The organism is Desulfuromonas acetoxidans DSM 684 (genome assembly GCF_000167355.1).
GTDB classification, from domain to species: domain Bacteria; phylum Desulfobacterota; class Desulfuromonadia; order Desulfuromonadales; family Desulfuromonadaceae; genus Desulfuromonas; species Desulfuromonas acetoxidans.
Genome location: NZ_AAEW02000024.1, coordinates 13,596 through 33,378 on the forward strand (window position 1 = coordinate 13,596; position 19,783 = coordinate 33,378).

Genomic DNA, 19,783 nt, shown 5'->3' on the forward strand with positions numbered 1-19,783 from the left:
GGCAAAAATCAAATGCCCCTTTGTCAAATCAAAGACTTTATTGCATAATGTCCACATACAATAACGCACGAATTGATCTATTTTATCGCCAGGAAGAACACATGCATCCCATCTTCGACATCATTAAAGTTCTGGCGTCATTTCTGGTCGGTGCCATCACACTGAGTTTTCTATCTTTCACCCAGAAAACCGTGGTCGGCTATCCCCATTTGATTCTCGGCTATGCCATCCCAGCACTGGTGGGGGGCCTAGTCGGTGCCACTTTATTTATTCTTTATCGCCGCACCATTTTGCTTACCGGCAATACCTCCTCAGCTCTACACAGTTTTTCCCGCGTTGAACTCACTTACAGTATTCTTTCCGGCAGCGTAACACTGTGTTTATTCTCCGCCATCCAAAAGGCCATGGCGGGCTACCCGATGAAACCGGCCGGTTTTACCGTACCGGTGCTTTTCGGCGGTCTCAGTGGTGCCCTGATTGGTATGTATCTGACCCGCAACCGCCGCCTGCTCATTGCCCAGCAGGAAGCAGGCACCTTTTTACAGCAGGAAAAAGAGCGCACCGACGACATCATCACCTCCATCAGTGATGGATTGTTGGTCACCGATAGTGATGGTCGTGTCGAACTGGTAAATCCGGCTGCGGAAGAGCTTCTGGATATCCCGGCAGCAAACCTGATCGGCCAGACTCTGACCGCCATTTTGCAACAGGCCAGCGTCGAGGATCACAGCAATTTTCTTAAGCCCGGCAACATTGGTCACAGCGCTCAGATCAAACTCAACACCCAAGATGGCAGTTTACGCACCGTTCATGCACGCACTGCAGCGGTCCACAACGATCAACGTTGCAGTGGCGAAATCGTCCTGCTGCTCCACGACAATACCGAAGAACACCGTATCGACCGGATGAAATCGGAGTTTCTCTCCACGGCAACACACAATCTGAAAACACCGATCACTGCGATTACCGGCTATTCGGAACTGCTGATGAGCCAGGACCAGTTATCCAACGATGAGCAACAGGAATTTCTCGCTTACATTCACGACAAAGCCTGGCAACTCAACAAGCTGATCGACAACCTTCTCGACATCAGCCGGGTTGAGTCGGGTCGTGAGGTTCGCTTGGAAAAGAGCGACGTTAAAGCCCAGACCCTCATCAACGAGATTGAAGCCTTTTGTGACAGCCAGCAAACCCGCTGTGAATTCCACGACCAGTTCGAGCAAACCGACAGTTTACTGTATATTGATCTGTCCAAAATCGTTCTGGTCATGGAAAACCTGATCAGTAATGCCATAAAGTTCTCTCCCGGCGGCGGTCGGATCTCGTTGACCGGCAACAAAACCGGCAACAGCTACGAGATTAAAATCACCGATGAGGGGATCGGCATGAGCGATGATGAGTGCTGCCAGGTTTTTGACCGCTTTTATCGGGCCGATGTGTCGGAGTCGGCACCGCAGGGATTTGGCCTGGGATTGACATTGGTCAAGCAGCTGGTGGAAGCACACGGCGGCGAGGTTCACGTACACAGCATCCCCCGTCAGGGCACGACGGTTTCTTTCCAACTGCCGATCCGAAATGGCGCGTTTTAATGTCCTCAGATCAACACACACTACACATCCACCAGCTCAGCACCTTCTTTTTCACTACCCAGGGCATCGTCAAAGCGGTGCGCGATGTCAGCTTGTCACTTGCCGCCGGACAGACCCTGGCTTTGGTCGGTGAATCCGGCTGCGGCAAATCCATGACCGCCCTGTCGGTTCTGCGTCTGGTACCGCAACCGGGGCGTATTGTCACCGGACAAATCTATTTTGGCGATGTTGACCTGCTGCAACTGTCCAACGAAGAGATGCGCCGGGTACGCGGCAACCGGATCGCCATGATTTTTCAGGACCCTATGACCGCACTCAATCCGGTCTTCAACATCGGCAGTCAACTTGAAGAAGTGCTGAAGCTCCACTTGGGGCTGGATCGAAAAGCTGCCCAACAGAAAAGCGTCGACCTGCTTCATCAAGTCGGTATCCCCTCGCCGGCACAGCGTTGTCACGATTATCCCCATCAGCTCTCCGGCGGCATGCGCCAACGGGTGATGATTGCCATGGCCCTGGCTTGCAATCCCGAGGTCTTGATTGCCGATGAACCAACCACAGCCCTTGATGTCACCATCCAGGCGCAGATCATGGCGTTGCTCGACGAGCAGCGCCAGCAACGGCGCATGGCCAACCTGCTCATCAGCCATGACCTCGGTGTTGTAGCCCAGAATGCAGACATTGTCGCGATCATGTATGACGGGCTGATTGTTGAACAAGCTCCGGTCACCACGTTATTCAACGCCCCCCGCCATCCATACACCCAGGGCCTGCTGAACTGCATTCCCCATCTCGGCCAACGCCATAAATCGCTTTCCAACATGCCGCAAGGATCCTTCTGGCAGAACTGCTCGCAAGACTTTGCCCCGCGCGGTGCCGAATGTGCACCATTGTGCACCATCGGCGAAAACCATCTTGTCCGGATGTGGGAGTAAGCGTCATGCCAACACCGTTACTGGAACTGCGACATATCCATAAGAGCTTTACCGTCAGCGGCCCCCAGCATCTGGGCAAACGGGTTCAACTGCCGGCAGTGTGCGATGTTTCCCTGCAACTGGAACGGGGCAAGACATTGGGACTGGTTGGCGAATCCGGTTGCGGCAAGTCCACTATCAGCAAGCTGATCATGGGTCTATTAACACCGGACAAAGGCACGGTTCACTATCAAGGCACCTGCCTGAGTCAACTGTCGCCGCGCCAATGGCGGCCTTATCGACGCCAGATTCAGATGATCTTTCAGGACCCATACGCGTCCCTGAATCCGCGCATGACGGTCGAACAGATTCTGTCAGAGCCGTTCATCATCCACACCCGGCTCAACGCAACCGAGCGCCGCAAAAAAGTGGCGACACTGCTGGACACGGTTGGCCTGTCTTCCTCCTTTGCCCGGCGCTATCCGCATGAATTCTCCGGTGGTCAACGCCAGCGTATCGGCATTGCCCGCGCCCTGGCCCTACAACCGGAAATCATCATTGCCGATGAACCGGTCTCTGCCCTCGACCTGTCTATCCAGGCGCAGATCATCAACCTTCTCGATGAACTGCAACAAGAATTTGCCCTGACCTATCTGTTTATCTCCCATGACCTTTCGGTGGTGGAACATCTGTGCGACGATATTGCCGTCATGTACCTGGGCCGTCTTGTTGAATCGTCCGAGGTTGATCGTTTTTACCAACAACCGCTCCACCCCTACAGCGAAGCACTGCTTCAAGCTCTGCCCGTTGCCAACCCACGCCGTCAACGGCGTTCACTGCCCAGCGGGGAAATCCCCTCGCCGCTGAACCCGCCCACGGGGTGTTCCTTTCACCCACGTTGTCCCTATGCCATCGACATCTGCCGTCAGCAATCGCCACCCCTGCAAGCACACCACGAAGCAGGACTGGCAGCCTGCCATCGCTGTGATGAATTAACCCTCGATGGATTGACGTCTTGACCGAGCGTGTCAAAAGTGGCACACTTCACTGAGACCATATTTCACCAGGGGCGGAAAAACGGTTTTTCCGGCACGCATTCAGCATGTTATCCCCCAGAAACACCGTAAAACCTTTTTGTTGTGCCAGGGGACTCACCATGACAGGACCGATTAAAACCGTCAAAGAGCGCTGTCGAAAATGCTACGCTTGCGTCAGAAACTGCCCAGTCAAAGCGATTAAAGTCAAAGCCAATTATGCCGAGGTGATCTATCCGCGCTGTATCGGTTGCGGCAAATGCATTGCCGTCTGTACCCAAAAAGCAAAAATCATCGCCGACAGCAGTGAAGAAACCCGCCAGTTCCTTGCCACGGCGAAAAAAACCGTCGCGGTTCTCGGCTGCTCCTTTCCGGCATTTTTTCACGATGCCAGCCCCGGTCAACTGGTCACCGGCTTGAAACGACTCGGTTTTTCAGAGGTCCACGAAGGGGCCTCCGGCGTTGAACTGATCTCGGACTCGTATATGGATCAGGTGGAACAGTCTCCGGACCAGCCACTGATCAGCACCCACTGCCCGACCATCGTCGACCTGATCGAGCGCCACTACCCGCAGATGCTTAAAAACTTGATGACCACGGTATCACCGATGATTGCCATCGGTCGCTTTATCAAGGCACATCACGGTGACGATGTGCGCGTTATCTACATCAGCTCGTGCATTGCCGGTAAGTTCGAAATTGCCGCCGAACAGGTCGCTGGTGCCATTGACGGGGTTCTGACCTACAAGGAGCTCAGTCAGATGTTTCGCCAGCAGAAACTCGACCTGAATCGGCTCGGCACCACACCATTTGACGGTCTGGAGCCGCAAAAAGGCCAACTGTTCCCAATTACGGGAGGCCCGTTCCAGGTGTTTGATGTCAAGGACGACTTCTTCCATCCGCAGTTCATCTCAACCGAGGGGGAAGAAAATTCTTTGGAGATCATCCGCGACCTGGCGGCTGGACGTATTCAGGCCCGACTGGTGGACATCCGCTTCTGCAATGGTGGCTGCATCGGCGGTCCCGGCAAAAACAACCGCCTGACAACCTTCTCGAAACGCACCCTGATCCATCAATATTTTCAGAGCGGATCAACCACGTACAAAACAAATCCACGCTACCAGGAGCCTTTGCCGGAACTCGACCTGACACGAACATTTCGCAACAAACACAAGCGCCTGGATTTGCCCAGCGGCGACAGTATTCGCAAAATCCTCCAGCAGACTAACAAAGTCCGCGAGCAAGACGAACTCGACTGTGGTGCCTGCGGTTATGCCACCTGTCGTGAACATGCTATTGCCGTCTATCAGGGGTTGGCGGATATTGAGATGTGCCTGCCCTACTCGCTGCAACGCTTGGAAGAGGACCGTGTCATTCTTGCCCAGAAATACGAACTGGCCAAGCATGCCCTGTCACAGGAATTCGGCGAAGTAGAGATTGTCGGTAAAGATCCCCATACCATCGAGGTGCTCAACCTGATTCGTCAGGTCGGGCCGACCCCGACCACAGTTCTGATCCGCGGTGAAAGCGGCACCGGCAAGGAACTCACGGCCCGCGCCATCCACCAGATGAGCCAACGCGCTGACAAAACCCTGGTCACTCTCAACTGCACCACCCTTACCGACAGCCTGCTGGAAAGTGAACTGTTCGGTCACAAAAAAGGCGCTTTTACCGGTGCATTAACAGACAAACGCGGCCTATTTGAAGCGGCCAATGGCGGTACCATCTTCCTTGATGAGATCGGCGACATCACCCCCAAGCTGCAGGCGGAGTTACTGCGCGTGCTTGACAGTGGCGAAATCCGCCCCGTGGGTGGCAACAGCAGCCGACAAGTGGATGTTCGCCTGATCGCCGCGACCAACAAAAACCTTGAGCAAGGCGTTACCGATGGCTGGTTTCGTGAAGATCTATTCTACCGTCTGAATGTGTTCTCCATCACCATGCCGCCGCTGCGCAGTCGCCTCGGCTCTCTCGAAGCCCTGGTGGAACAATTTCTGCGCAGCACCAGTAAACGCGTGAACAAAACCATCGACAGCATTGACCGCCGCGCCATTGAAGCGATGCGCAACTACCAGTGGCCAGGCAATATCCGCGAACTGCAGAACATCATCGAACGTGCAGCCGTGCTGACCCAAGACAACTGCATTCACCTGGAGAACCTGCCGGTTGTTTTTACCGAGTTAATTGCCAAACACCACGACGATCCGGACCAGCCGCTGACATCGTTTCGCGACAGCCTTGACCGTCAATTGCAACTGATTGAAAAAGGCTTGCTGAAAAGCTACCTTGAGCAGACTCAGGGCAACGTTTCAGAGGCTGCCCGCCGCGCCCAACTACCACGCCGCAGCATGTATCGCCTGCTGGAACGGCACAATTTAAGCGGTGAAGATTATCGTCCCGGAGAAAAGTGAGTCATCGAAGACACACCAACAAGAAATGTGTGCCAGCAGTGACACGCTTTTTATTGAACTTGACCACAGAACGGCAAGCATCTCAACTTAGCCAAAATATAAAATCACGTAAATTTAGCAATTTACAGCTTTTTTCCTTTATCATAAAAAGATGGCACGCTCGCTGCAAACATACTTAGCCATACTAAATTGATACGGGAGCTACAACATTTCTACCCCCTTTCAGAAATAACCTCCCAACTTTATACGCCGTACCGGGATCTCTCTCCCCCGGACGGCGTTTTTTTTTGCCCCAGAACACACGCTAAACACAGGCAGATGAAGACAAACGGTTACTCGCCCCCCCCCCAGAGATTCCATTACCGGCACGGATATTCTTATAACTCCGGACTGAGAGACGCCCCCATGGCCCCATTGACATCTCCACAGAAGATGGTGCCCGAGCCCACCAGGGGCTCACCACCATCAGACAATGACCTTGCCGCTAAAACCGCCTTCATGCTATGATCCGCAAGTTTTACATTTCACAACCTGAATCAGCGAATGGCTCGGTGAATACAAGCTTTCCCCTCTGCCCATCCACAAATGACAGGTTGAATTAGAGACGTCCCATTCGAACCCGTTCGAATGACACAAAATATGAATGAGAACACTCGTTAACCAGCAGGAGGCGTAACACATGGCAGGTCACAGTAAGTGGGCAAATATCAAACACCGCAAAGGGGCACAGGACGCCAAGCGCGGAAAAATCTTTACCAAACTGATCAAGGAAATCACCGTTGCCGCGAAAATCGGCGGAGGCGATCTGGAAGCCAATCCGCGTCTGCGCACCGCTGTTGACAAGGCAAAAGGCGGCAACATGCCGAAAGACACCATTGAGCGCGCCATCAAAAAAGGCACCGGCGATCTCGACGGCGTCAGCTACGAAGAGGGAACCATGGAGGGTTATGGTCCGGGAGGTGTCGCTGTTATGGTCGAAATCATGACCGACAACCGAACCCGTACCGTTGCTGATGTTCGCCACTGCTTCACCAAGCACAACGGCAGCCTTGGAGTCGATGGCTCCGTTGCGTTTCTGTTTGACCGCAAAGGCCTGATCGCCATCAGCAATGAAGCCGATTTTGACACCATCTTTGAGATTGCCCTGGAAAATGGTGCCGAAGACGTCAAGGACGAGGGCGAAAGCTATGAAGTGATCACCGAGCCCAACGAGTTCACTGCGGTACGTGACGCACTGGCCGAGCAAGGTATTGAGTTTGAAAGTGCCGAAGTCACCATGATCCCGCAGAACACCGTTGAACTGGAAGGCAAAAAAGCCGAGCAAATGCTCAAGCTGATGGACATGCTGGAAGATAATGACGACGTCCAAAACGTCTACACCAATGCCGACATTGACGATGATGTCATCGCGGAACTGTTTGGCTAGCAGCCCGTATGCGCATTCTCGGCATTGATCCGGGCACCCGGATTACCGGTTACGGCATTATCGACCAACAGGGCAACCGCTTACGTCACGTCGACAACGGGGCAATCTACACCCAAAGCAGTGACGCGCTGCCCAAGCGGCTGAAAAAAATCCACGATGGCTTGTGCGAGATCATCCTGCAATATCGCCCGGATGCCGTGGCCATCGAACAGGTCTTTGTTGCCAAAAACGCACTGTCGGCACTGAAACTCGGCCAGGCGCGGGGCGCAGCGATTGTTGCCGGTGTCAATGCCGACCTGCCGGTCTCTGAGTACAGCGCCCTGCAGGTGAAAAGTGCCGTGGTTGGCTATGGCAAGGCAGCCAAGAGCCAGGTCCAGCAGATGGTCAAGGCACTGATGAACCTGCCGGAGGTTGCTCAGGAAGACGCGTCGGACGCTCTGGCTGTGGCCATTTGTCATGCCCACAGCGCCCATGTCAATGGTCAGGTTCGCCAGGCTTTAAAACCCACTTCAACCACCAGAAGAAGGTCACGATGATTGCTCGACTGTGCGGAACCATTGTCAGCAAAACCATTGATCAGGTGATCGTTGACGTCAACGGCGTCGGCTATCAGGTCAGTGTACCACTTTCGAGTTTTTATCAGCTCGAAGAGAATCAGACGGCCACTCTGCAGATCTACACCCACGTGCGCGAAGACGCCCTGCAGTTATTTGGCTTTCAGAGTCTGGACGAAAAACAGATGTTTATCTTACTGTTGTCCATTTCCGGCATTGGCCCTAAAGTGGCCTTAAACATCCTGTCGCACATGGACTGCCATGCCTTGCGCGACTGCCTGCTGCAGGAAGACGCCAAGCGCCTGGCCACACTACCGGGCATCGGCAAAAAAACCGCCGATCGATTGATTCTTGAACTGCGTGAAAAAGTCCGCAAACTTTATCCGGAGCAGCCCCAGACCACTCAAGCGGCTCCCGAAGGAGTCCTTCATAACAATCATCACGATGATGCTCTTTCAGCGCTGATCAATCTGGGGTATAAAGAAAAACAGGCCAGCGCCGCCCTGTCGCGCTTGACCCGCGAATTCAGCAGCATGGAAGAGATGCTTAAAGCAGCTCTGCAACAGCTCAGCCAGTAGGAGTGTCGATGACGGACCGCTTGATCAGTGCCGAACTCAGCGATGAAGACAACATCGACAACCCGTTGCGGCCACGGACCCTGAACGAATACATCGGCCAGGAAAAAGCCAAAGAGAACCTTGAAGTGTTCATCCAGGCGGCGCTCAATCGCAGTGAAGCCCTGGACCATGTCCTGTTTTACGGACCGCCCGGGTTGGGTAAGACCACCCTGGCCAACATCATTGCCAGCGAAATGGGTGTCAGCATCAAAAGCACTTCCGGTCCGGTCATTGAAAAAGCCGGTGACCTGGCCGCGATCCTCACCAACCTTGAGGAGGGCGACGTGCTGTTTATTGATGAGATCCACCGATTATCCCCTGTGGTCGAAGAGATTCTCTACCCGGCGATGGAAGACTATCAGATCGATATCATGATCGGTCAAGGACCGTCGGCACGGACCATCAAACTGGACATTCCCCGCTTTACTCTGGTGGGCGCCACCACCCGCGCCGGCTTACTCTCTTCCCCGCTACGCGACCGTTTTGGCGTTATCTGCCGGTTGCAATTTTACACCCACGCCCAACTGGCCGTCATCGTCAAACGCAGCGCCTCTATTCTCGGCGTGCCCATTGACGAAAAAGGTGCTCTGGAAATCGCCCGTCGCAGCCGAGGGACACCGCGTATTGCCAATCGCCTACTGCGCCGCGTCCGCGATTTTGCCCAGGTTCAGAACGACGGTAGCATCAACTGTGACATTGCTGACACAGCTCTGACTCGTCTTGAGGTCGACAAAATAGGCTTCGACCACATGGACTGTCTGATGTTGCAGACCATCATGGATAAATTTTCCGGCGGTCCGGTTGGCCTAGACACACTGGCTGCAGCAATCGGCGAGGAAAAAGATACCATTGAAGAGGTCATTGAACCGTTCCTGCTCCAGCAGGGGTATATCAACCGCACCCCGCGCGGGCGCATGGTTACCGAACTGGCCTACCGCCATTTTCACCGTCGGCCGCAAGGCAAACAAGCCGACATGTTCCAACCTAAAGGCTAACGACATCTTATCGTGATGGATCCAGCAACACACCAGCGCTTCATCCAGCAGCTCTGCCACTGGGCTGCTATCTATATCGCCCAGGGACGTTCACCGTTTCGCAAAGCGGAAGCGGGCACGCCACTAACCACGGCACAGGGAGCACTATGCCCAGACATGGTGCTGTGGATCAATCAGGACAGTTTTGTCGCCGGTGGATTTGTTCAAATCCCTGACTGTGAAGACGACCTGGGCACCCCTTGCGCCTGCGCCGAAAGCCTGGGCGTTAACTACTTCGCCACCTGGGGCAGCAAAAGACTGACCATCTGGCAAGCAGACAACCGTAAAATCATCGAACAATGGCCAGTTCCGCCGCTGGACCAAGATAGTCCGAAAGCCTATGAGATGCTGCTGGTTCAACTTATGGACGAGTTTCGCACCCTGGCCGTTATCGGAGCCTGCCCCCCGGACAAACTCTCGCACTGGCATCTGACAAATCTGTGTCTGGGCACAGTCAACAAAGCAATCCCCCTGCTCAGTGAACATCTGCGTCGTACGCGCAGCGACCAGGTAAAAACCATCGAGACGGCCGAGTTACAGGCCGAAAACAAACTGACCTTGGTCATTGCCCGCCTGCTGGTGCTTCAATATTTGAAAAAACTGCCCTACAGCATTGAACCGGAGCGTCTGGATCTAGCGTTAAAAGAGTTCAGTGCAGCACTTGACATTACCCAGCTCGACCAGTTGTCAGGCCACGGTAATGAGCCGGACCTGGACGAACAAAGCCAGGTTCTACTACACCACCTGCTGCGTCGCCTCGACCAGATTGGTCTGTTTCGCCAACCGCAACGCGCGATTCGCTTCATCAACCAGCTGCTCCACGCCACAGCGTCCAGCCCTCTGTCGACTGAAGAAAATTCAGTCAACGCAGCGCTTCACATGCAACACTGCAGCGTCTCCCAGAACGATGCTGAACTGGTGGAAGTAGATCAACCGCAACGCCTGGCATTCAAATATTTGTTGCGCGTCCTCAACAATTGGCCCCACCCCGCTCTCTGCCGAGCAGACCTGTTCAGCCTGCCCCGTGAGATCACGGTTCATCGCATCGTTGCCAACCTAGTGGACCACGAGGTGCCTTCGACACACTATCGCAACGCCTGGCAGGCCCACATTCACGCCGCCTGGTCCGGCCACCGCCCCTTATGGCCCCGCAACACGCCAACCTGGGGTTATCAGGCCCTGTATCTGTTAGGCATCCTTGCCGACCAAGGAACCATCCAACTGTGTTTACCGGCAAGCGCCCTCTGCTTGCCCTGGATCGATCACATTTTCACACTGCTCGCAGGTGAATATACGGTTAAAGAACTGGCACTGATTGCGGACCAGTTCACGTTGCAACTCGAACGGCGCAATGCTCCCGAGCAGATCGCCCTCGTTTGCGGAGAAGCGCGACGCGTGGAGATCCCCAATGACGAATTATTTGGTGGTGGTGCCATTGCCCTGACATTACTGCTGCAAAACAAAGAGGACCTATTACGTCTCATCGAAGCAAAACGCCTCCGGCTGCCCAGCGAAGACCATTACAGCAGCGAAGACGGACGACAACGCTTCCACAAATCCTGCCTGTGTCAGCAGATGAGTAAAACGCTACTGGGATCTAATCCGTCTGGAAAGTATCTTGATCAACTGCCCGTTCCAAGCTCTAAAGTCTTGGACAGTCTTGCCGCCCTTGAACTTGACGGGCTATCTTCAGGACAACAAACAACCCTCATCGACAGCACATTGCAACAACTACTCGACATCGATGCACCGCCATGCCAGGACTCAACAACTGAAAGCACGGCGAGTGAGGCTCCGCGCACCGACAACAAGTCGCTCGAAAATGAGATCCACCAGGCTCTGGAGGTGAAAGGGATCCCCCTATTTCCTGATCATTATCTGTACGACTTTTATCGCCCGGAGCTGCGCAGCTTTTACACCGACCACCGGCCATGGCAACTTGTCGGTGAATTCATGGGCACATTCACCCTGGAAGATATGGCTGGCAACCGTTGCGACTGCAACAACGACATCATTGCCTATGCGGCCCTGCTGACCAGCCAGGAAGCTGCAACCCCCAACCTGCCAACAGACCCAACCGTCTGCCAGCAGATCGTTGAACGCTTCCTGACTGACCTGGTCCGCATTCATCAACTGATCTGGGATGAATGCCATGCAGCTTTGCCCACAGCCAAAAAGGCCAACCGCCTGGGCAATAAAATCTGGAAAAATCTTGAATTCCCCCCCTACAGGCTGGTTGAAGAAGCATTGGAAAGATTCAACCTTTCCCAGACCTGATCAAACCACTGAGTACAAAAACAGTCAAAGCGCCCACACGGGCTTTCTGGAGAGAGCACAGCGGGAGGGTAACAAAACCCGTCAAGCTCGTGTATGGTGGGCGATTTTGTAAACTTAAAGAAATAACACGGTGCAAAACGCCAAGGACAGCATGTTGTAAAGATCTCACCTGTATCCGAGAAAGGATTGAAAGATTGTCGCGACATGCTACTATACTCAAGTCTTTCCATCGTCAGCACAGGAGGAATTTATGCTTGAAATCATTGAAAAAACCCTTTTAACCGCTCTTGGCGCAGCATCAATGTCGCAAAAAAAAGCTGAAGAACTGGGGCAGGACCTCAAGCAACGCCTCAACCTCTCCGAAGAAGAGGGCAAGGCGTTGGTTGACAAACTAAAGAAGAATGCCTGTGATAAACAAAGCGAGCTGGAACAACAAGCCATGGACGAAGTGAAAAAAGCCTGCGAACGGATCGGCCTGGTCTCCCGGGAAGAATTTTCCACCCTGTGCGAGCGGGTCAGTCAACTTGAGAAGCAACAGTCGGCTGACTAACCTCTATGCTGCCATTGCTGCACCTCAACCGTAACCTGCGTTCGTTAAACCGCTATCGCGAAGTTCTGGCAGTCCTGGTTTCCCACGGTTTCGGCCACGTCCTCGACGAGCTCAATCTCGATTACTACATCGAGCTGGGCAGACGTCTGGTCAAGCGTGACAACCGCAAGCGGGAATTGGAAAAGCTCCCCCCCCAAGTGCGCCTGCGCATGGCGCTGGAAGAGCTCGGCCCAACATTTATCAAGCTGGGACAGATCCTTTCGGCTCGCCCCGACATCCTTCCCGCCAGCTATATCACGGAACTGAATAAACTACAAAACGACGTACGCCCAGTGGAGCTTTCTGCCATCAAAAGCCAGCTCTACCAAGAGCTAGGCGCTCCCGTCAACGAGCTATTCAGCGAGTTTTCGCCCCAGCCGGTTGCAGCGGCCTCCATCGCCCAGGTTCATCAAGCGAAACTGCCCGACGGAACGACAGTTGCCGTCAAAGTACGCCGCCCCGACATTGAACGAATCATTGAAACCGATCTCGACATTCTGGACAGCCTCTCCTCCCTGTTGGAAAACCACACCGAGCCGGAAGAGCTGTTCTCGCCACGTGAAGTGATCCGTGAATTCCGTCGCACAATCTACCGTGAACTTGATTTCACCAAAGAAGGTCACACACTGGGAAGGTTCCGCGACAATTTTCACGATTCGCCAAACGTAACGGTACCCCATGTCCACTGGGAGTTAACCACCGATGCCATCCTGACCATGGAGTATATTGACGGCATCAAAATCTCCAACACAGACCAACTGAGTGCAGCCGGTCATGATTTAAAACAACTTGCCCACAACGGCGCCAAAGCGTTTCTCGACCAAGTTTTGGTTTTCGGCCTGTTCCACGCCGACCCCCATCCGGGCAACATCTTTGTTCTCCCCGACTCAACCCTGTGCTTCATCGATCTGGGCATGGTCGGCCATGTGGATGATGATTTACGCCAGCAATTAACCAGTCTGCTGTTGGGAATTTTCAAACGCGACACCGACCTGCTGGTATCTGTCATGCTTGCAGAGCGGGATCGCTCCAAAGAGATAAATACGACCCGGCTCAAACGAGAACTTTCTGAATTCATTGATGATTATTACAAAGTCCCCTTGGAGCATATCGATTTTTTTAAGCTGATCACCGAATTTATTGATTTGATGCGACGCCACCATATCAAATTTCCTTCAGACCTGATGCTGTTTTCCAAAGCCATGGTAACAATCGAAGGGATCGGCCGCCAACTCGATCCGGGCTTTAACCTCATTGAAGAGATCAAACCTACGGCGATGGAGCTGATGCAACACCGCCTCTCCGCAGGGAATATCGGCAAAGAAACCACCCAGATTTTCCGTTCCTATTTCGATGTGCTCAAATCACTACCTCAGGAGCTCAAAGAGCTGCTACTGCGTTTCAACAGTAACAACTTCAAAATCGACCTGGAGCACCGCGGCCTGGAAAAGCTGATCACGGATCTGGATAAAGCCAGTAATCGGTTATCATTCAGTTTCATTATCGGTTCGTTAATCATCGGCTCATCCCTGATTATCCAAACAAACAGCGGCCCTCAACTGTTCGGCCTGCCGGCCCTGGGACTGCTGGGCTATGCTTTTGCCGCGGCACTGGGACTATGGTTGGCATTGGGAATTCTCCGTTCAGGCCGTCTGTGACCTGGTGTGTGTCTTTTTCACCACAGACAAATTTACCACACTTGGCGGTTTTCACCCTTCATGCGAAACACTATTCTCCTTAAAAAACAGCAAGTTGACAACATGCGAACATTGGGCATGCTTATTGCATTGTTAATCGTCATCTAACAATAACCGAAAGGTGACGAATTCATGATTTATCAATGCACCATTGCTAACCCCATCGACATCAGTGGTGTCGGCTTACATACAGGTTCCACCATCACCATGAAACTGCGTCCGGCTCCGGCTGGAACCGGCATTATCTTCCATCGCAGTGAAGGGGATAAAACCCGATCCATCGAGGCACAGTCCTGCAATGTCGTCGACACCCGCATGGCCACAGTGCTCGGCAAAGGCGAGCTGAGTGTTTCTACAGTTGAACACTTCATGGCCGCCCTGACCGCATGCCATATCGACAATCTGCATGTCTATATTGATGGACCCGAAGTTCCCATCATGGATGGCAGTGCGGCACCATTTATCCAACACCTGCAGGAAGCGGGCATTTCCCGACACAACCGCAGCCGCAAAGTTCTAGCAATCAGAAAGCCCATTACGGTGGTTGATGGCGAAAAGCGGGTCAGCATTATCCCGTCGCGTTTTTTCAAAGTCACTTTTGATCTATCCTTCGACCACCCGTGCATCCGCCAGCAGCACAAATCGGTGAACCTGACCTCAGAAACACTATGTCAGGAAGTAGCTGCTGCACGGACCTTCGGTTTTTACGAAGAGGTTGAATATCTTAAATCGATTGGTCTGGCGCGTGGCGGCTCATTGGAGAACGCCATTGTCATCGGCAAGGACGAAATTCTCAATCCTGACGGGTTACGCTATTCCGATGAATTTGTTCGCCACAAAATCCTTGATACGATTGGTGATTTCAGCCTGCTGGGTTACTCCCTGCTAGGCCATATCAAATCTTACAAGGCGGGTCATGACATCAATCACAAAATGGTTGAAAAGATTCTCGCATCCCCTGATTGCTGGCGTTTGGTTGAATTTTCCGATGCGGACCTGCAGGAAGCACTGCAACTGCCGGTCCCGGCTCTGCAAACCGACCTGGCGTGGGCCGAGTCCTAACTCACCCAACCACTCTGAATGCTTTTAAGGCAGCCCCTACAGGCTGCCTTTTTTATTGCCGTTGCAGCACCGCCAAATCCATGCAATGATGTAATATTTATAGCATTTACCTGTTTAGGCAATCTATTTATGGCTGAAAATAAAAAGCAACACACTCCTGAGATACGTAAGCGTCGGCGCGAATGGGGACTGATCCTGTTCATTGTCACCCTACTTGTCGCTCTGCCATTTTTTGAAAAACAGATTTACGAGCAAACCTCCCAGGTACAACTCTCCAACAATATCCTGGTTCTCGCCTTGATCAATATGAACATTCTGTTGATCATTCTGTTCCTATTCCTGATTATTCGTAATTTATTCAAGCTGTTTCTTGAGCGCCGCCGCAACATCCCCGGTGCACGCCTACGCACCAAACTGGTTGTCACCTTTGTTTCGCTATCACTCATTCCAACCATGCTGCTGTTTTTTGCCTCAGCGGGTTTTATCACCAATTCAATTGAAAACTGGTTCAGTACCGAAATAGAGAAATCGTTGACTGAATCCCTTGATGTCGCTCAGACGTATTATAAAAATTCACAAAGCAACGCCCTGTATTATGCAGAGCAACTCGCAGAACAGGTCAAAGACGGCAAACTACTCAACGAAGATAAGCTCGAAGAGCTGGAGGTTCTCATCAGCCTCAAGCAAAAAGAGTATAACCTTGGCATTGTAGAAGTCTTTTCTTCGACACATGAGGAACTCGTTCGCGTGGCGAACCCGAATGTGCCATTATCAGAATTTACCGATCCCGGATCCGACGTGATCCAAGAAGCACTGGAAGGAAAACTGTTTACCCGCATTACGCCAATCGGTAAAGCCGACTTGATTCGCGGGGTGGTCCCTGTGCGCTCAAACTGGAACGCCAATGATATTGTCGGGGTGGTCGTGGTGAACTACCATGTCCCCTATTCGTTGGTCAGCAAGATGCAGGAGATCTCCTCTTCGTACCAACAGTACAAAGAAGCGCAACAGCTCAAAGGCAAAGTCAAGCAGGGCTATATCGCCATTCTGTTGCTTATCGCTCTGGTTATTATTTTTCTGGCAACTTGGTTCGGCTTCCGACTGGCCCGCAGTATCACCGTGCCGCTACAGGAGCTGGTTCTCGCGACCAAACGCATCAGTACCGACAATCTCGATGTCACGTTGCCGGTTCCTGGAGATGATGAAATCGGCATTCTTATCGACGCCTTTGATAAGATGACTACGGCGTTACGTGACGAACGCTACAAAATCAAACTCGCGCATGACGAACTGCAGAACTCTAATATTGAATTGGACCAACGCCGTCGCTATATGGAAATTGTTCTGAAAAACGTCACGGCCGGTGTTATCTCCGTGGATAGCCAGGGCATTATCACCACGATCAACAAATCAGCCGAAACGATGCTGAAAATCCGCAGCAACCGCGTGCTGGGCAAGAGATACCAGGAGGTTGTCACCAGTGAACAGCTCTATTTGATCAAAGGCTTTCTCGGCGAGCTGATCAGCTCAGGAAAAGAATCGATTCGTCGGCAGATATCGCTGAGCATCCAAGGACAACAACTCACCCTGCTGCTCAATGTCTCGAGCCTGCATGACGAAAACGACCAGTTTATGGGAACCGTCGTTGTTTTTGATGATCTCACACAACTACAAAAAGCTCAGCGCATGGCAGCATGGCGTGAAGTTGCCCGACGCATTGCTCACGAGATCAAGAATCCACTGACCCCGGTACAACTGTCGGCTCAGCGCTTGAGACGCCGCTATCTTGACCGGTTCGACAAAGACGATGTGGTCTTTGATGAATGCACCAAAATGATCATCACCCAAGTTGACGAGCTTAAAAATCTTGTCAACGAATTTTCTAATTTTGCGCGCATGCCTGCCAGTAATCCAACGCCACAAGATCTAAACAACATCATCAGTGAGACTCTGGTCCTTTACCAGCAAGGACACAAGGAGATCCGCTTTAACTTTGCTAAAGCAGATGGGCTGGAAAAACTCAACCTTGATAAAGACCAGATCAAACGTGTCATTATCAATCTGATTGACAATGCTATCCACGCTGTCGAAAACAATGCAACAACGGCTGAAATCAGTTTAAAAACAGAAGTCAACACCAGCCTGCAAATGGTCACATTGACCATCAGCGACAACGGCTGCGGCATTGCCGATGCCGACAAACCACGCATGTTCGAACCGTATTTTTCGACAAAGAACACAGGAACCGGATTAGGCCTTGCCATTGTCGCGACAATTATATCCGACCACAATGGCTATATTCGTGTTAAAGACCACATCCCAACGGGAACAGAGATCATTATCGAACTTCCCTTGCCATCTGTATAACAAACCAGAGGAACAGCGATGAAACATATTCTTGTTGTTGACGATGAGCGAAACATACGTGAAAGCATCACTGGCATCCTTCAAGATGAAGGCTTTCAGGTCACCACCTCGTGTGATGGAGCTACTGCTCTGGACGCCGTAACTGAGGAGAAACCGGACCTTGTGTTACTGGACATCTGGATGCCAGGAATGGATGGCATTGAAACACTCACCCAAATACGCAATCAATATGATGACCTCCAGGTCATCATGATGAGTGGTCATGCCACCATTGAAACCGCAGTAACCGCAACAAAGCTCGGTGCCTATGACTTTATCGAGAAACCACTCTCACTTGAGAAACTCCTGGTCTGCATCCACAACGCTCTCAAAGTGCATGAATTGGTCGAAGAAAATAAAACCCTTAAAGCAAAAATCGGCAAAAGCTACGACATCATTGGTACAAGTGCTCCGGTGCGTGAACTCAAGCAACAAATCGATATTGCGGCACCGACCTCAGGATGGGTTCTCATCACCGGTGAAAATGGTACAGGAAAGGAGCTGGTTGCCCGCTCAATCCATCGCCAATCAAAACGAAGCACAAAACCGTTTATTGAAGTCAACTGCGCAGCAATTCCTGAAGATCTGATTGAATCTGAGTTGTTCGGCCATGAGAAAGGGGCGTTCACCGGGGCCACATCCAAACGTAAAGGCAAATTCGACTTGGCCCATGAAGGAACTCTATTTCTCGATGAAATCGGTGATATGAGCTTGAAAACCCAAGCCAAAGTTTTGCGCATCCTTCAGGAACATAAATTTGAACGCGTTGGCGGCAGCAAAACCATTGAGGTCGACGTCCGCGTCATTGCCGCTACCAACAAAAACCTTGAAGAGGAGATCAAAGCTGGCCACTTCCGGGAAGACCTGTTTTATCGGCTTAACGTGCTACCGTTTCAAGTCCCATCTTTGCGTGAACGACGCGAGGACATTGAAGTACTAGCCACGCACTTTCTCACCTCCTACTGCGAGAAAGAAAATGCCCCAACCAAACACCTGAGTCAAGAAGCTGTTGACGTAATGAAAAACTATCGTTGGCCCGGGAATGTTCGCGAATTGAAAAACCTGATCGAACGCCTGGTCATCATGACTCCGGGCAAAGAGATCAACGCTGCTGCTCTTCCTGCTGAAATCAACAAAGGGAATCAGTCGCCAGAAATCGCCTTGGACGGCATTGAAATGGACAGCTTCAAAGAAGCCAAAGAGATCTTCGAGCGGGAGTTTATCCGCAGCAAATTAGTTGAAAACGACTGGAATATCTCCAAAACCGCTGAAGCCATCTCAATCGAACGCTCCAACCTGCATCGTAAAATTAAAAGTTATGGAATTGAACTAAACAAAGAGTAAAGCGGTGCTGTAGCGTCGTCCTCAGGATGAAGACACACCAGACTACTGATGTGAAAAAAATTTAAACAAAAAAAAGGACCCACGCATTGTGGGTCCTTTTTTCGGAAAAAATTCGGCGGCGACCTACTTTCCCACATAGTTGCCCATGCAGTATCATCGGCGCAACAGAGCTTAACTTCTGTGTTCGAGATGGGAACAGGTGTGACCTCTGTGCTATAGCCACCGAAAAGCGTTTAACGTATAAACTTTTCTGGCAATTGCTAAGACTTTAGACGAATCGTTTGCGAAGTATTTTCGTACGCTTTGTATAAAGTCAGGGGCGAGAAGCTCTCGCCCCTTCCTTCAATAAAACTTTTTATGGTCAAGCCTCACGGTCAATTAGTACCGGTTAGCTGAATGCATTACTGCACTTACACACCCGGCCTATCAACGTTGTAGTCTCCAACGGACCTTTAGGGAACCGAAGTTCCAGGGAAATCTTGTCTTGAGGGGGGCTTCCCGCTTAGATGCTTTCAGCGGTTATCCTTTCCGAACGTGGCTACCCAGCCATTGCTCCTGGCGGAACAACTGGAACACCAGTGGTTCGTCCATCCCGGTCCTCTCGTACTAAGGACAGATCCTCTCAAATTTCCTACGCCCACGGCAGATAGGGACCAAACTGTCTCACGACGTTTTAAACCCAGCTCGCGTACCACTTTAATTGGCGAACAGCCAAACCCTTGGGACCTGCTCCAGCCCCAGGATGTGATGAGCCGACATCGAGGTGCCAACCTCCCCGTCGATGTGACTCTTGTCAACATAAGCCTGGTACGAGCTCGATGTATCCTGTATT

The 19,783-nt window shown here is 52.0% G+C and carries 15 protein-coding genes and 2 rRNA genes; 14 read left to right on the plus strand and 3 right to left on the minus strand.

Annotated features, from left to right (window positions below; translation table 11 throughout):
• Positions 1–101 precede the first annotated feature (101 nt).
• The 4 genes from DACE_RS15010 (at position 102) to DACE_RS15025 (ending at position 5,945) form a co-directional block, all read left to right on the plus strand.
• Complete coding sequence (locus tag DACE_RS15010; protein WP_040367697.1) at positions 102–1,589, plus strand: sensor histidine kinase; 1,488 nt, start codon at positions 102–104, stop codon at positions 1,587–1,589.
• Positions 1,589–2,521, plus strand: a complete 933-nt coding sequence (locus DACE_RS15015) for an ABC transporter ATP-binding protein (protein ID WP_006002634.1) — start codon at positions 1,589–1,591, stop codon at positions 2,519–2,521. Before DACE_RS15010 ends, DACE_RS15015 begins: the two co-directional genes overlap by 1 nt.
• A 5-nt stretch (positions 2,522–2,526) precedes the next feature.
• On the plus strand, positions 2,527–3,519 hold the full coding sequence (locus DACE_RS15020) for an ABC transporter ATP-binding protein (protein ID WP_006002636.1): 993 nt from the start codon (positions 2,527–2,529) through the stop codon (positions 3,517–3,519).
• A 137-nt stretch (positions 3,520–3,656) separates the two neighbouring features.
• Complete coding sequence (locus DACE_RS15025) at positions 3,657–5,945, plus strand: sigma 54-interacting transcriptional regulator (RefSeq protein ID WP_006002638.1); 2,289 nt, start codon at positions 3,657–3,659, stop codon at positions 5,943–5,945.
• A 377-nt stretch (positions 5,946–6,322) separates the two neighbouring features.
• On the opposite strand, the gene DACE_RS18865 is transcribed toward DACE_RS15025, so the two are convergent.
• Positions 6,323–6,445 (minus strand): hypothetical protein, encoded by a 123-nt coding sequence (locus tag DACE_RS18865; protein WP_272940877.1) that lies wholly within the window; start codon positions 6,443–6,445, stop codon positions 6,323–6,325.
• Positions 6,446–6,624: 179 nt separating this feature from the next.
• Here DACE_RS18865 and DACE_RS15030 point away from each other — a divergent pair, with 179 nt between their 5' ends.
• The 10 genes from DACE_RS15030 to DACE_RS15075 all read left to right on the plus strand — a co-directional run bounded on the left by DACE_RS15030 (position 6,625) and on the right by DACE_RS15075 (position 18,951).
• Positions 6,625–7,371 (plus strand): YebC/PmpR family DNA-binding transcriptional regulator, encoded by a 747-nt coding sequence (locus DACE_RS15030; RefSeq protein WP_006002640.1) that lies wholly within the window; start codon positions 6,625–6,627, stop codon positions 7,369–7,371.
• An 8-nt stretch (positions 7,372–7,379) separates the two neighbouring features.
• A complete protein-coding gene (gene ruvC / locus DACE_RS15035; RefSeq protein WP_006002642.1) occupies positions 7,380–7,907 on the plus strand; it encodes a crossover junction endodeoxyribonuclease RuvC in 528 nt (175 codons plus the stop codon).
• A complete protein-coding gene (gene ruvA, locus DACE_RS15040) occupies positions 7,904–8,503 on the plus strand; it encodes a Holliday junction branch migration protein RuvA (RefSeq protein WP_006002643.1) in 600 nt (199 codons plus the stop codon). The genes ruvC and ruvA overlap by 4 nt, the downstream gene beginning before the upstream one ends.
• Before the next feature lie 8 nt (positions 8,504–8,511).
• The gene (ruvB, locus tag DACE_RS15045) at positions 8,512–9,537 is read left to right on the plus strand and encodes a Holliday junction branch migration DNA helicase RuvB (protein ID WP_006002645.1); all 1,026 of its coding nucleotides are present in this window, start codon (positions 8,512–8,514) and stop codon (positions 9,535–9,537) included.
• Positions 9,538–9,549: 12 nt separating this feature from the next.
• Positions 9,550–11,853 (plus strand): hypothetical protein, encoded by a 2,304-nt coding sequence (locus DACE_RS15050; RefSeq protein ID WP_162013614.1) that lies wholly within the window; start codon positions 9,550–9,552, stop codon positions 11,851–11,853.
• Between the two features lie 250 nt (positions 11,854–12,103).
• A complete protein-coding gene (locus DACE_RS15055) occupies positions 12,104–12,403 on the plus strand; it encodes a phasin family protein (protein WP_006002650.1) in 300 nt (99 codons plus the stop codon).
• A gap of 5 nt (positions 12,404–12,408) precedes the next feature.
• Entirely contained in the window at positions 12,409–14,100 is a 1,692-nt protein-coding gene (locus DACE_RS15060) for an ABC1 kinase family protein (protein ID WP_006002652.1), read from the plus strand.
• Positions 14,101–14,271: 171 nt separating this feature from the next.
• Positions 14,272–15,201 (plus strand): UDP-3-O-acyl-N-acetylglucosamine deacetylase, encoded by a 930-nt coding sequence (gene lpxC, locus DACE_RS15065; protein ID WP_006002653.1) that lies wholly within the window; start codon positions 14,272–14,274, stop codon positions 15,199–15,201.
• 129 nt (positions 15,202–15,330) lie between these two features.
• Positions 15,331–17,568, plus strand: a complete 2,238-nt coding sequence (locus tag DACE_RS15070; protein ID WP_040367704.1) for a sensor histidine kinase — start codon at positions 15,331–15,333, stop codon at positions 17,566–17,568.
• An 18-nt stretch (positions 17,569–17,586) separates the two neighbouring features.
• On the plus strand, positions 17,587–18,951 hold the full coding sequence (locus DACE_RS15075; RefSeq protein ID WP_006002658.1) for a sigma-54-dependent transcriptional regulator: 1,365 nt from the start codon (positions 17,587–17,589) through the stop codon (positions 18,949–18,951).
• 110 nt (positions 18,952–19,061) lie between these two features.
• Here the strand turns inward: DACE_RS15075 and rrf are convergent.
• Both rrf and DACE_RS18565 read right to left on the minus strand, forming a co-directional pair.
• Positions 19,062–19,178 (minus strand): 5S ribosomal RNA (rrf, locus tag DACE_RS15080).
• A 130-nt stretch (positions 19,179–19,308) separates the two neighbouring features.
• Positions 19,309–19,783, minus strand: a 23S ribosomal RNA gene (locus tag DACE_RS18565); the annotation flags it as partial.

What these genes read in the sequence shown, in the direction of transcription:
- DACE_RS15010 (WP_040367697.1), top strand. Translation starts at nt 102, where the DNA reads ATGCATCCCATCTTCGACATCATTAAAGTTCTGGCGTCATTTCTGGTC.
- DACE_RS15015 (WP_006002634.1), top strand. Translation starts at nt 1,589, where the DNA reads ATGTCCTCAGATCAACACACACTACACATCCACCAGCTCAGCACCTTC.
- DACE_RS15020 (WP_006002636.1), top strand. Translation starts at nt 2,527, where the DNA reads ATGCCAACACCGTTACTGGAACTGCGACATATCCATAAGAGCTTTACC.
- DACE_RS15025 (WP_006002638.1), top strand. Translation starts at nt 3,657, where the DNA reads ATGACAGGACCGATTAAAACCGTCAAAGAGCGCTGTCGAAAATGCTAC.
- DACE_RS18865 (WP_272940877.1), bottom strand. Translation starts at nt 6,445, where the DNA reads ATGAAGGCGGTTTTAGCGGCAAGGTCATTGTCTGATGGTGGTGAGCCC.
- DACE_RS15030 (WP_006002640.1), top strand. Translation starts at nt 6,625, where the DNA reads ATGGCAGGTCACAGTAAGTGGGCAAATATCAAACACCGCAAAGGGGCA.
- ruvC (WP_006002642.1), top strand. Translation starts at nt 7,380, where the DNA reads ATGCGCATTCTCGGCATTGATCCGGGCACCCGGATTACCGGTTACGGC.
- ruvA (WP_006002643.1), top strand. Translation starts at nt 7,904, where the DNA reads ATGATTGCTCGACTGTGCGGAACCATTGTCAGCAAAACCATTGATCAG.
- ruvB (WP_006002645.1), top strand. Translation starts at nt 8,512, where the DNA reads ATGACGGACCGCTTGATCAGTGCCGAACTCAGCGATGAAGACAACATC.
- DACE_RS15055 (WP_006002650.1), top strand. Translation starts at nt 12,104, where the DNA reads ATGCTTGAAATCATTGAAAAAACCCTTTTAACCGCTCTTGGCGCAGCA.
- DACE_RS15060 (WP_006002652.1), top strand. Translation starts at nt 12,409, where the DNA reads ATGCTGCCATTGCTGCACCTCAACCGTAACCTGCGTTCGTTAAACCGC.
- lpxC (WP_006002653.1), top strand. Translation starts at nt 14,272, where the DNA reads ATGATTTATCAATGCACCATTGCTAACCCCATCGACATCAGTGGTGTC.
- DACE_RS15070 (WP_040367704.1), top strand. Translation starts at nt 15,331, where the DNA reads ATGGCTGAAAATAAAAAGCAACACACTCCTGAGATACGTAAGCGTCGG.
- DACE_RS15075 (WP_006002658.1), top strand. Translation starts at nt 17,587, where the DNA reads ATGAAACATATTCTTGTTGTTGACGATGAGCGAAACATACGTGAAAGC.